Genomic DNA, 12497 nt, shown 5'->3' on the forward strand with positions numbered 1-12497 from the left:
GGTCTACTCCTCGACGATCTCCGCGTCGATGATGTCCTCCTCGGCGGCGGGGCGGTAGCCCGCGGCGGGCATGCGTACCGGGCCGGTTCCGGCTCCCCCGGCGGCCGGCACGCCGGGGACGAAGCCGCCGGCCAGGTCGGTCGGGTAGGGCTCGGCTTCGGGGACGTCCCGCTGCTGCTGGCGATGACGCCCCGGGCCGCGCCGCGCACCCGCACCCGCGGTCGCGGTCGCGGAGCCCACGGTTGCGGCGGCCGAGGGCGCCGCCGGGCCGGTCTCGGCGGTGAGCCGGGACGAGGCGGCCCATGTTCCACCGGTGCTCCCCTCGGAGCTAGTCGCCCCGGCCGGCGCGGACGCCCCGGCGCGGCTCGCTCCCACATGCCCGGCGCCCACGGACCCGGCGCCGAGGTGGCTCGTGCCCGTGTGTCCGGTACCGGCGTGCCCAGTGCTGGTGTGACCAGCGCCGGCGGGGCTCGCCGCGGCGTGCCCCGCCGCGGCGTAGGCGCTGCCGCCCGGCCCCACGCCACCGGCCTGACCGGTGCCGGCGTGGCCCGTGCCGCCCGGACCACGCAAGGGGTCACCCGCACTGTCGGCGCCCCCGGTGTGACCGGCGTGGTCTGAAGCCGGGAAGTGCAGGCTCGACGCCGCCCCGCCCGGCTGCGGCTGCGAGCCGGGCTGCCCTGGTGGCCCCGGCTGTTCCGGCGCGGCCGGGTGGCCCGGACCCGCCGCCGACCGGCCCGGCGTGAACGGGGCCGCCGACGGATCCACCGACGGCGCTCCGGCCAGGTTCGGGCCCACCGGAGCGCCGGCGTCGGCCCGGCCGCCGCGCCGGCCGTCCAGGCCGCTGTCGGCGGCGACGCCATCGGGTGACACGCCCGCGCGGGCGAGGTCGGTCACCGCCCGGTCGATCTCGTCCCCGCCGAGCAGCCGGCGCAACCGCAGGACGGCGCCGATGATCTCGCCCTGCTGACGCCGCAGCGCCTCGAGCGAGTGCGTCCCGCGCACGATCTCGGCCTCGAGGTCCTCGTGCCGGGTCAGCGCGAGCCGCCGGCTCTCCTCAACCGCGTCGAGGATCAGCTTCTCGGCCTGTTCCCGGGCCTCCCGGACGATCGGATGGTTCGCCCCCGCCTGCGCGACCGCCTCCTCCAGCGCCGACTCGGCGAGGTGGCGGGCGCCCGCGATGATGTCCTCGGCCTCGCGCTGCGCGATCTCGAGCATCAGCCCGATGCGCCCACCGGCCTGGGCGGGCAGGCCCTCGGCGAGGCGGGCCTCGGCCTCCCTGCGGTCGCGCTCGTGGCGCAGCGCCGCCTCGGCCGCGGCCGCCCGGGAGGTCACCTCGCTCGCGTACCGCCACAGGACCCCGAGGTACTCGTCGACCTGCCGGGGGTCGTATCCCTGCGGTGCCTCATCAAAGGTCGGCCGGTCCATGGCGGCGCCGGGGGACTCCCGGCGGTGGTGCGCCCCCATCGGCTAGGTTCCTCTCGGTAGGACAGGCCCAAGGTCGACACCGAGCAGTGAGTCGACGGTGTCGCGGACGGTGGCCGGCGCCTGGTCGTCCGCCTCGCCGCTGCCGCCGCTGCCAGCGGCCAGTGCGGCCGCCGCCCACGCGTCGACCGCGGCGAGCGCTCCAGGCGCGTCGAGGTCGTCGGCGAGCCGGTCCCGGACCTCGGCCAGCACCGGCCGGAAGTCTGGGCCGGACGGCAGCGCGACGGCGGCGCGCCACCGGTCGAGCCGCTCGGCTGCCGCCGGCATGGCGGCCGCGGTCCACTCCCACTCCACGGTGTGATGATGCTGCAACAGGGCGAGCCTGATCGCGGCCGGGTCCGCTCCGCGCGCGAGCAGCCTCGAGACGAACTCGAGGTTCCCCCGCGACTTCGACATCTTGTGGCCGTCCAGGCTGACCAGCGCGGTGTGGACGTAGGCGCGGGCGAACGGCCGGGCGCCGTTCGCGACCTCGGCGTGCGCGGCGCTGCACTCGTGGTGTGGGAAGGCGAGATCGCTCCCGCCGCCCTGGATGTCGATCGTGGCGCCGAGGTAGTGCCGGGCGATCGCGGAGCACTCCACGTGCCAGCCCGGCCGCCCCGGGCCGAACGGCGACGGCCAGGACGGCTCCCCCGGCCGCTCCGCGCGCCACAGCAGCGGGTCGAGCGGGTCCTTCTTGCCCGGCCGGCCGGGATCACCGCCGTGCTCGGCGCAGGACACCAGCATCTGCGCGGGGTCGAGGTGGGCCACCTGGCCGAAGTCCGGCGCCGCGGCGACGGAGAAGTAGAGATCGCCGTCGACGGAGTACGCGGCGCCGCGCTCGACGAGCTGGGAGACCATGTCGACGATGAGCCCGACGGCCTCGACGACGCCGACGTAGTGGTCGGGGGGCAGGATGCGCAGCGCCGTCATGTCGGCCCGGAACAGGTCGATCTCGCGGCGGGCGAGGTCGCGCCAGTCGATGCCGTCGCGGGTGGCCCGCTCGAGCAGCGGATCGTCGACGTCGGTGACGTTCTGCACGTACCGCACCTCGTGGCCGGCGTCCCGCAGCACGCGCTGGACGAGGTCGTAGGTGAGGTACGTGAAGGCGTGCCCGAGGTGGGTGGCGTCATACGGGGTGATCCCGCAGGCGTAGAGCCGGACCGTCGGCCCGAGGTCCAGAGTCCGCACTCCGCCGTGCGCCGTGTCGAGAACGCGGAGGTCGCGACCCTGTCCGGGAAGCTTGGGGAGCTGGGGAAAGGGCCACGCCTGCATGCGTGTCAGGGTAACCGGGGCTGGGCCGGCCGCGGGACAAGCCGGGCAGGCCGGCGACGAGCAGGGCACAACCCCCGCCCGGGCGTGTCGCGGCCGGCGGCCCCGTCGGGCCGCGTCCGCCGGCTCAGAACGGCGGCCAGGGAATGGCCGGCCAGTCCCCGGAGGGCAACGGGAAACGGCCCTCGGCCAGGAGCCGGTCGACCCGGGCTCCCAGTGCCCGTAGCTCGGTCGTGGTGAGCAGCGGCTCGAGCCGCTCCCCCAGATCCGCGCCCAGCGCGTCGCCCACGCCCTGCAGGAGCGTGGTCTCCGCCGCGTCCAGCCGCCGGCCCCGCCAGGTCCACAGCAGCGTGCGCAGCTTGTCGTCCGTGTGGAACGTCACGCCGTGGTCAATGCCGTGCACCCGCCCGGACGGCGCCGGGAGCAGGTGGCCGCCCTTCCGGTCGGCGTTGTTGATGACGGCGTCGAACAGCGCGATACGCCGCAGCTGCGGGTCGTCCGACCGGGTCAGCGCGACGAGGTCGACGGTCGTGTCGACGTCGATCCAGAGCTGGACCATCCCCGCGCCGAACGGGCCGTCCCGCATGACGGTCGGTGGGACGATGCCCGGGTCCATCGCCTCGGCGACCTCATAGGCGGCCAGCTCACGGGCCGCCAGCGTCCCGTCCGGGAAGTCCCACAGGGCGCGTTCGCCGCGCACCGGCTTGTACACGCACCGCCCGCAGAGCTCGTCGGCCCGGATCTCGCACAGCAGCGTGGCGTTGCTGGCGTCGACCAGCCGCCCGGTGATCTCCAGCTCGCCGGTGCGCAGGAGCGCCAACGCCTCGCTCACGCCCAGCCCGCCGCTGTCGAGCGGGTCCAGCGGCGCACGCCGCCCAGGGTCGGCACCGGCCGCGGAGAGGCTCACGGTTCCAGTTTGGACGTCGGCGGCGCGACCGGGGATGTGGCCCCGCCCGATCCGGCCCCGGCCGCCTCGGAGACCGTGCCCGGCCGGGCACCGTCCACGGGCGGCTCGGCGCCGGCGCCACCTCCCACGACCTCGTCCTCGCGGGGACGCTTCCCGTCGCCCGCTGGCGACGGCGGTGCGGGCAGCAGGTCGGCGACGGCTCCGCCGACATCGTTGACGCGGCGCACGAACGGCCGGTGGTCGCCGTAGCGGACGACCGTGAGCGAGCACGGGTCGACGGTGATCCGGTGGTACATGTCCAGGTGCATGCCGAGGGCGTCGGCGAGGACGGTCCGGATCACGTCGCCGTGCGAGCACAGCAGCCAGGTCGCGTCCGGGCCGAGGCGCTCGTTCCACTCGCGCACCGCCGTGACGCCGCGGGACTGGGTGTCACGCAGCGCCTCCCCGCCGGGGAACGTCACCGCGCTCGGCTGGGCCTGCACCACCTTCCACAGCGGTTCCTTCGCCAGGGTCGCGAGTTCCTGCCCCGTCCAGTCGCCGTAGTGGCACTCTCCTATCCGCTCGTCGGTGTCGATCTTCTGCACCCCGGCGGGCGCGGACGGGCCCTCCGGGCGGCGCCGGGCGATCTCCGCGGCCGTCTGCTGGCAGCGGTCGAGCGGGCTGGACACGATCGCGGCGAGCGGGATGTCGGCGAGCCGCCCGGCCAGCGCCTCGGCCTGCCGGCGGCCCCGCTCGTCGAGCCCGACGCCCGGGGTCCAGCCGAGCAGGATCTTGCCGGTGACCGCGGTGAGGCCGTGCCGGACCAGCAGGACGGTGGTCAACTTCGGACCTTCCCTTCGTGGTGTGGCGGCAGGCCGGCCTGCGGGTGCGTACCACCAGGCGACACCAGCCAGCCCGCAAGTGGGGTGCCGGGGCGCGCGCGGCCCGGTCGACCCGGCCGGGACAGGCCCGCTGACCTGGCCGAACGCCTGGATTCGATCGTTCGGCGGCTGGCACCGAAATGCGCGATCGGACTACCCACGGACCACCCGCCTCACCACGCTACCGAGCGGGTGGGCTCGGGGCGGCGGCCGGCGTCGTTACGCTTCCGCCATGCCCGAAGACGCCGCCGACTCCCCGTTTCGGACCGCTGCCGCGGTCGAGGACCGCGCCGCCGGCCCGCCGTCGGCCGGCCCGGGACCAACCCCGGACGACGCCGTAGTCTTCAAGGCCTTCTGCGGCGCCGGCCTGTGGCCGGGCCTGGGCCGGACGACGGCGGGCCGGTTGGAGGAGGCCGGCATCGAACGCCGCGAACACGTCGACCTGCACCGCCTTTCCTCGGTGCCGGGTGTCTCCGGGCCGCGGGCTCGCCGCCTGCTCGACACATTCCGCGCGGCGGAACCCACCTACGCCGCGGTGGAGATGCTGGTCGCGGCGCGCCTGCCGGCGCGGCTTGCCCGCGGCCTGGCCGACGCGCTCGGCCCCACGGTGGCCAAGGCGCTGCGCGCGGACCCCTGGTCGCTGCTCGAGGGAGGCGAGGCCGAGCTCGGCGACGCCGATCGCTTCGCCCGCCACCTCGGGCTGGACAGGGCGGACCCCCGCCGCGGGCCGGCGGTCCTCATCCACCTGCTCGGTCGCGCGGCCAGCCGCGCCGGCGACACCGCCGCCCCGGTCGCCGAGGTGGCCCGGGCGGCGGTCCGCGAGGGGGTCACCGAACCCCTCGACGCGCTGTCCGCCGCGCTCGACTCCGGCCGGGTGATCCAGGTCGACGACCGTCTCGCCCTCGAGCGGTACGCGATGGCCGAGCAGGCGATCTCGGACGGGGTGGAGCGCCTGCTCGCGACCGCCGAACCGTTCCGGCCCGAGGCCGGCGGGCGGCGGGCCCGGCGGCGCGCCGGCAGCGGACTGGGCGAGGAGCGGCCGGCAGTCGCCGCGCCGCCCGAACCGCCGGCGCCGACGTCGATGTTCGACGACGACGCACCGGACGTCCACACACCAGACGACGAGCCACCCGACAACGGCGCGGCCGGCTCCGCCTACGGCGCGGCTGGGTCCGATGCGGCTGACGGCGGCGCGGACACGGTCCCCGGCGGCGCCGAACCGGGCGCCGCGGCCGACCGCGCCGTGGCCGGGCTGGACGAGGTCCAGCTCCAAGCCGCCCGCACCGCGCTCGAGGTCGGCGTGAGCGTGCTGACGGGTGGTCCCGGCACGGGCAAGAGCCGCACCGTCGCCGCGGTCGTCCGGCTCGCCGAGGCCGCCGGCGTCGAGGTGGCGCTCGCCGCGCCAACCGGCCGGGCGGCGAAACGGCTCGAGGAGCTGTGTGGCGCGCCGGCCAGCACCCTGCACCGGCTGCTCGGCGCGCAGGGCCGCGGCGGCGGGTTCGCCCGCGACGAGCACAACCCCATCGAGGCCGACCTGGTCGTCGTCGACGAGACGTCCATGCTGGACGCCGAACTCGCCGCCGCCCTGCTGGACGCCTGCGCCGACGGCACCCACCTGCTCCTCGTCGGCGACCCTGCGCAGCTCCCCAGCATCGGACCGGGTCAGGTCCTGGCCGACCTGCTGGAGGCGGAGGTCGCGCCAGTCACCGAGCTGACCCGGCTCTACCGGCAGACCGACGGCGGCGCGATCGCCACGATGGCCGCGGCGGTCCGCCGCGGTGAGCTGCCGCCACCCGGTTCGGGCCGTGAGGTCGTCGTCGTGGCGGCGCGCTCCTCCGGCGAGGCCGCGCACCGCGTCGTCCAGCTCGTCACCGACTCGATTCCGCGGGCCCTGGGCATACCCACCGAGGACGTGCAGGTGGTGACGCCCGTGCACGGCGGGCCGGCCGGCACCGGCGCGCTCAACGCGGCGTTGAAGAACGCGCTCAACCCGGGCCGCGGCGAGGTCTCCGGCTTCGACGTCGGCGACCGGGTGGTGGCCACCGCGAACCACCTTGACCTGGGGTTCGCCAACGGTGAGATCGGCGTGGTCGTCGCGCTCGGCGAACGGGGCGGCCTGCGGGTCGCCTTCCCCGGCGGCGAGCTCGACGTCCCCTCGCACGGCGCCGTGGACCTGCGCCACGGATGGGCCGTCACGGTGCACCGCGCCCAGGGCAGCGAGTGGGCCGCCGTGGTCGGCGTCTTCCCACCGGAGGCCGGCCGGATGCTTACCCGGCCGCTGATCTACACGGCGATGACGCGGGCACGCAGCCACCTGTCAGTCGTGTCGGTGAACGGCCCGGCGCTGCGGGCCGCGGTCCGCGACGCGGGTGGCCGGCGGCGGGCGACCCTCCTCCCGGCGCTGCTGACCGGCGAGTCCGCGGAGCCATTCGGGCCGATGGACGACCTGGACGACACCGACGGCCAGCCCGGCGAGGACGGCTTCGGCGCCGGCCTCGCTGACGGCGCCGCCGCCGGGGCGGCCGTTCTCGCGCCGGCCACGAAGGAGCCGGTCAGACCATGACCCCCTTGACAACCCGCACACGACACCACGGCAAGATCGTGCGTCGTGCGAATGGGTAGCGTGCGGATGGTGAGCGCAGACGACCTGCCGACCGGCCAGGTCACGGGCACTACCGCGGAGCCGGCAGCCGCGGAGCCGGCAGCCGCGGCTGTGGCGCCTCGGCCGCGGTCGGCGCAGGTCCCACCGAACGACCATGCGGTGCTGACCGGCCGGCCCCCGCGCACCGAGCTGCCCGCGGAGACCCAGCCGGACGCGGAGACCCAGGCGGACGCGCAGACCATGACCGCTGCGGAGACCGAGCCGAGCGCGGAAGCGCCGCCCGCCGCGGAGGCGGAGCCGGGTGAGCAGACCGTGCCCGCCCAGCGGACCGATTACCCATCGCGGGCCGAGCCGGCGCGGCTGATCGCCCGGTTCCGCCGGGCCCGGGACTGGACCGTCGCGGCCTCGTACCAGTTCTTCCTGGCCGGGACGCTCCTGGCGGTCACCGTCGGTGCCGTGCTGCGGTTCGCCACCCCGAGCCATCTGTGGCTCGACGAGTCGCTCACCGTCGGCATCGCGTCCCGGCCGGTGCCGGACCTGCTGCAGGCGCTGCGTCATGACGGGTCGCCCCCGCTCTACTACCTGCTCTTGCACCTCTGGATCAGCGTGTTCGGTGACGGGGACATCGCCGTCCGGGCGCTGTCGGGCGTGCTCTCCCTCGCCACACTCCCGCTGGCCTGGCTCGCCGGGCGGTACGTGGGCCGGGCGGCGACCGCCCTCGGCAACGGCGGGCCGTCGGCCGAGCAGCGGGTCGGGCTCGCCGCGCTCCTGCTGTTCGCCTGCTCGCCGTACGCGATCCGCTACGGCAGCGAGACGCGGATGTACTCGCTGGTCGTCCTGCTCGTGCTGGTGTTCGGCTTCGCCGCCGTCCGGGCGCTGAACCGGCCGGACCTGCCACGGCTCGCCGCGCTGACGCTGGCGACGGCCGCCCTGGTCTACACGCACTACTGGACGTTCCTGGTGGTGTTCACCGTGGCGGCGTTCCTGCTCCTGCAGGCGCGGCGGCGGGAGCACTACCGCCGCCCGGCGCTGCGGGCGTTCGTCGCGATGGCCGCCTCGGCGGTGCTGTTCGCGCCCTGGATGCCGGTGTTCCTCTTCCAGATGCTGCACACGGGGACACCCTGGGCGCCCCGGGTGCAGGCCCAGGTGCTGCTCGACACGGTCTTCGACTGGGCCGGCCCGCAGTCGACCGGCGCGCTGCTGGGCATCATCCTGCTCGGCGGGGCGCTGATCGGGCTGACGGCCCGTCCGCTCGGCGGGGAGCTGCACGTCAAGATCTCCGGGCGGGCGCCGGGCAGGTACCTCGCCGCGATCTGGCTCGCGCCGCTGGTGCTGGCGTACTTCGTCAACATGTTCGGCGGCAGCGCCTACGCGGAGCGCTACACCGGGATCGCGCTGCCCGCCTGCCTGCTGCTCGCGGCGCTCGGGATAGCGCAACTGCCGGTGCACCGGGCGTTCGTGGCGGTGGTCGTGGTCGCCTCGATCAGCGGCCTGCTCGGTGGGTACCAGCTCGCCCGGACGGAGCGGACCCAGGCGGGCGAGATCGCCAACCGGATCGCCGACCTCGCCCGGCCGGGGGACGTCGTCGCCTACTGCCCGGACCAGCTCGGCCCGGCCGTGCACCGGGCGATCCAGCGCCGGGGCGGCATCGACGTCCGGGAGATCGTCTACGCGGACGAGGCCGGGCCGGCGCTGGTCGACTGGGTCGACTACGCCGACCGGATGAAACGCGCGAACGGTGCGGCCTTCGCGGCCGAGGTCAACGACCTGGCCGGGCCCGATCACGCCGTCCTGCTCGTCCGGGCGGACGGGTACCGCTTTCTGGAGGGCGCGTGCGCGGTGCTCTCCGACCAGCTGGCGTCCCTACGGGACCGGGCGTTGCAGGTCGAGAAGCGCGATCTTTACGAGGGTGCCTCCCTCGAGCGGTTCTCCACCCTGCGCTGAGGCGGGGCCGCCGCGCCCGCGGCCACCGCCAGCACGAGCAGCCCCATCGGCAGCGTGTAGTGGTTGAAGAAGGTCTGCTTGTTCATGACGTCGAGAGCGAGGAGGACCAGCGCAGACCCCGCGCAGAACCCGGCCGCCCCGCCGCGGGCTCGCCAGGCCAGCAGGTAGGCCGCGCCCAGCACGACGGCGGTCGCGCCGAAGCCGAGGGTGATCCCGAAATGGTGCGCCCAGCCGGGTATGGACAGCGAGTGGTCCAGCACCTCGTAGCCGAGGTTGGTGCGCACGGCGTCGTCGACGAAGTCGCCCGGAGCCGCGATGACCCAGGGCGCGACGACGGCCACCCCCAGACCGGCGGCAGCCAGGGTGCGGCGCGGGCCGAACGCCGGCCAGCAGGCCGCGAGCGGGACCAGCAACGCCACGTGCTGCTTGCTCGCGAGGGCCAGCGCGAACGCGACGACAGCCGGCGCCGTCCGGCCCGCGGCGACCGCCCAGACCATCACCGCGAGCAGCGCGACCAGCAGCGGCTCGGTCCAGGACTGCTGCAGCGCGTACATGGACTCCGGTAACACGACGACGAGCAGCGGGAGCAGACCGGCGGCGACCGCCGCCCCGCCATGCCCCCCGACACCGAAGCCGTGGCCGGCCGCCGCGTCGACCCTGGCGACGTCCCGCCGCCGCGCGAGCGCGCGGCCGGCCACCGCCGCCAGGGCGAGCGCGGCCAGCAGCCCGTAGCGGACGTCCCCCAGCACCCACCGGAACGGTGCGAGCAGCAGGGACGTCCCCGGCAGGTACGGGTAGACGTCGAACAGCCCGCCGGCGGTGTAGCTGGCCCGATCCGGCGCCCACTGCTGGCGGTACATGTTCGTGCCCCGGGCCAGCCCGGAGGTGGAGACCTGGAGGAGATGGAACACGTCGATCCGCGGCTGCGGGGCGGCCGCGACAGTCGCGACACCCGCCGCGAGCGCGAGGCCGAGCACGGCCCAGAACACCCGGCCGCCCGCCGCCCGCCCGTGTGCGGGCCCGTACGCCCACCGTCCGCCGGGTGGCACGGCGCAGCGCAGGAGCGTCAGGCCGGCGAGCAGACCGGCGGCGGCGGCCAGCACGTCCGCGGCGGTCGCGGCCGGGCCGTGGGCGTAGTAGCGCGGGTGCCGCAGGATCGGCCCGGCGGCGACCACGATCCCGCACGACGCGCAGGCCAGCCGAACGCCCGCGGCCCGCGGAGGAAGGCCCCGCGGCCGGCCGCGGCCGGCCCGGGCCCGCGGGCCGCCCCGGTCGCCCCGGCCGCTCGGCACGGCGACGGCGACGGCCACCGCGAGACACCCCAGGAGCACCATGACCAGGGCGAGCGGGCTGTACCGGCCGTCGGAGAGGCTGATCCCCACGGCGACCCCACACCAGCCCAGCAGGAGCGCCGCCGTGCTGGGCGAGGCCCCCGCCACGCCCCCGGCGCCTGATGCGGGGGCCGGCGCGGTGGTCCCCCCGGGAGGGTGGTCGCGCGACCGGCCCGGCTCGGCCGACTTCGACTCCGGGGAGTCGGGTAGGGCGCAGGACATGCCCGCACGATGCCAGAGCGGCCGTCACGCCGGCCCGCGCGCACCCCGCCGGCGGCCAGGTCGGCGCCAACGGGCCACATGCGGGCACGGTGACGGGACGCCATACGCCGAACCCGGCGCGGCGTCCGTGCCGGGGGGTCCGGTGAAGCGACGGTAACTGTCATGCGAGACTGCCCCCCGAGGCCGGATGCGAAGGTTCCGGCACCGGGAGGGGTCCTGCCAGTCGCGGGCGCGAAATCTCGCCGCGCGCACACCCCCCTACAGACCACGGACGTTGTCGTTGAGGAGAGGTCCGGCACAGTGACCGAAAAGCCAGAGGTAGTCGTCATCGGAGCCGGGCCGGCCGGTCTCTCCGCCGGCTGGGAGCTGATGAAGCGGGAGATCCCCGTGACGATTATCGAGGGTGACTCGGTGGTCGGCGGAATCAGCCGTACGGCCCAGCGGGACGGATGGCGTTTCGACATCGGGGGCCACCGTTTCTTCACCAAGGTCCCCGAGGTCGAGAAGCTGTGGCACGAGATCCTGCCGGACGAGGACTTCCTACTCCGGCCGCGGTCGAGCCGCATCTACTACAACGGCAAGTTCTTCGACTACCCACTGAAGGCCGGTAACGCCCTCGGCGGGCTCGGGGTCGCCGAGGCGGCACGCTGCATCGGCTCGTACGCGCTGGCGAAGCTGCGCCCGCCGAAGGACCAGTCGAACTACGAGAACTGGCTGGTCGCCCGGTTCGGCTGGCGGCTCTACCGCACCTTCTTCAAGACCTACACCGAGAAGCTCTGGGGTGTGAAGGTCAGCGAGATGCCGTCCGACTGGGCCGCCCAGCGGATCAAGAGCCTCTCTCTGATGAACGCCATCACCAACGCGGTGCTGCCCAAGCGGAACCAGAAGGACATCACCTCCCTCATCGAGGAGTTCCAGTACCCGAAGTTCGGGCCGGGAATGATGTGGGAGACGGCCGCGGACAAGATCGTCAAGCAGGGCGGTCGGATCGTCTTCGAGGAGAAGGTCCGCAAGATCCATCACGAGAACGGGCGCGCGACCGGTGTCACGACAGTGGTCACTGGCGGCTACGGGCCGGGCGCCGGCGCGCCGGAGTCGTCCCGGGATGACCTAGGCACCGAGTACCAGTACACCGGCGACCACTTCATCTCCTCGATGTCGTTCTCGTCGCTGGTGCGCGTGATGGACCCGCCGGTCCCGGCGCGCGTCCTGGCCGCCGCGAACGCCCTGAAGTACCGCGACTTCCTCACCGTCGCGCTGGTCGTTCCCAAACCGGCCGGATTCCCAGACAACTGGATCTACATCCACGCTCCGGACGTCAAGGTCGGCCGCATCCAGAACTTCGCGTCCTGGTCGCCGTTCCTGGTGAAGGACGGCCGGACCTGTCTCGGCCTGGAGTACTTCGTCTTCGAGGGCGACGAGATGTGGAACTCCTCGGACGAGGAGCTGATCGCGCTCGGCACCAAGGAGCTGGCCAAGCTGGGCCTCGTCCAGGCGGACCAGGTCGAGGGCGGCTATGTCGTGCGGATGCCCAAGGCGTACCCGTACTACGACATGGACTACAAGAAGAACGTCGACATCATCCGCGGCTGGCTCGAGGACTACGCTCCCAACGTCCACCCCGTCGGCCGTAACGGAATGCACCGCTACAACAACCAGGACCACTCGATGCTCACCGCGATGCTCACCGTCGAGAACATCATCGACGGGAAGAGCCACGACGTGTGGGAGGTCAACGTCGAGGAGGACTACCACGAGGAGGTCTCCTCCCCGGGCCGGTCGTAGCGGGGCCGGCCTCCCGGCCCTGACACCCGCCGCCCGCCCGCCCGTCCCGCTCCGCGTCGCGACCCTCCGTCCCGTCCGCCCATCCCACTCCCACCCGGCGCGGAACGGGCGGGCGG

Annotated in this window: 8 protein-coding genes; 3 read left to right on the plus strand and 5 right to left on the minus strand. The window is 74.7% G+C overall.

Annotated elements, in window-relative coordinates:
* Positions 1-3: 3 nt before the first annotated feature.
* The 4 genes from FRANEAN1_RS23885 to FRANEAN1_RS23900 form a co-directional block, all read right to left on the minus strand.
* The gene (locus FRANEAN1_RS23885) at positions 4-1464 is read right to left on the minus strand and encodes an ATP synthase F0 subunit B (RefSeq protein WP_020462374.1); all 1461 of its coding nucleotides are present in this window, start codon (positions 1462-1464) and stop codon (positions 4-6) included.
* A 3-nt stretch (positions 1465-1467) separates the two neighbouring features.
* Entirely contained in the window at positions 1468-2733 is a 1266-nt protein-coding gene (mshC, locus tag FRANEAN1_RS23890; RefSeq protein WP_041254703.1) for a cysteine--1-D-myo-inosityl 2-amino-2-deoxy-alpha-D-glucopyranoside ligase, read from the minus strand.
* A 124-nt stretch (positions 2734-2857) separates the two neighbouring features.
* Positions 2858-3637 (minus strand): SCO1664 family protein, encoded by a 780-nt coding sequence (locus FRANEAN1_RS23895; protein WP_020462376.1) that lies wholly within the window; start codon positions 3635-3637, stop codon positions 2858-2860.
* Positions 3634-4458, minus strand: a complete 825-nt coding sequence (locus FRANEAN1_RS23900) for a histidine phosphatase family protein (protein ID WP_020462377.1) — start codon at positions 4456-4458, stop codon at positions 3634-3636. The genes FRANEAN1_RS23895 and FRANEAN1_RS23900 overlap by 4 nt, the downstream gene beginning before the upstream one ends.
* Before the next feature lie 271 nt (positions 4459-4729).
* Here FRANEAN1_RS23900 and FRANEAN1_RS23905 point away from each other — a divergent pair, with 271 nt between their 5' ends.
* Together FRANEAN1_RS23905 and FRANEAN1_RS23910 are read left to right on the plus strand one after the other, a co-directional pair.
* Positions 4730-7060: an AAA family ATPase gene (locus tag FRANEAN1_RS23905; RefSeq protein WP_020462378.1), complete on the plus strand. Its 2331-nt coding sequence runs from the start codon at positions 4730-4732 to the stop codon at positions 7058-7060.
* Between the two features lie 51 nt (positions 7061-7111).
* The gene (locus FRANEAN1_RS23910) at positions 7112-9043 is read left to right on the plus strand and encodes a glycosyltransferase family 39 protein (protein ID WP_347177254.1); all 1932 of its coding nucleotides are present in this window, start codon (positions 7112-7114) and stop codon (positions 9041-9043) included.
* On the opposite strand, the gene FRANEAN1_RS23915 is transcribed toward FRANEAN1_RS23910, so the two are convergent.
* On the minus strand, positions 9001-10482 hold the full coding sequence (locus FRANEAN1_RS23915; RefSeq protein ID WP_347176733.1) for a glycosyltransferase: 1482 nt from the start codon (positions 10480-10482) through the stop codon (positions 9001-9003). The genes FRANEAN1_RS23910 and FRANEAN1_RS23915 overlap by 43 nt on opposite strands.
* 414 nt (positions 10483-10896) lie before the next feature.
* Between FRANEAN1_RS23915 and FRANEAN1_RS23920 the strand changes: the two genes are divergently transcribed.
* Positions 10897-12381: an NAD(P)/FAD-dependent oxidoreductase gene (locus FRANEAN1_RS23920; RefSeq protein WP_020462381.1), complete on the plus strand. Its 1485-nt coding sequence runs from the start codon at positions 10897-10899 to the stop codon at positions 12379-12381.
* Positions 12382-12497 lie beyond the last annotated feature (116 nt).

Source organism: Parafrankia sp. EAN1pec (assembly GCF_000018005.1).
Classification (GTDB): Bacteria; Actinomycetota; Actinomycetes; order Frankiales; family Frankiaceae; genus Parafrankia; species Parafrankia soli.

What these genes read in the sequence shown, in the direction of transcription:
- FRANEAN1_RS23885 (WP_020462374.1), bottom strand. Translation starts at nt 1,464, where the DNA reads ATGGGGGCGCACCACCGCCGGGAGTCCCCCGGCGCCGCCATGGACCGG.
- mshC (WP_041254703.1), bottom strand. Translation starts at nt 2,733, where the DNA reads ATGCAGGCGTGGCCCTTTCCCCAGCTCCCCAAGCTTCCCGGACAGGGT.
- FRANEAN1_RS23905 (WP_020462378.1), top strand. Translation starts at nt 4,730, where the DNA reads ATGCCCGAAGACGCCGCCGACTCCCCGTTTCGGACCGCTGCCGCGGTC.
- FRANEAN1_RS23910 (WP_347177254.1), top strand. Translation starts at nt 7,112, where the DNA reads ATGGGTAGCGTGCGGATGGTGAGCGCAGACGACCTGCCGACCGGCCAG.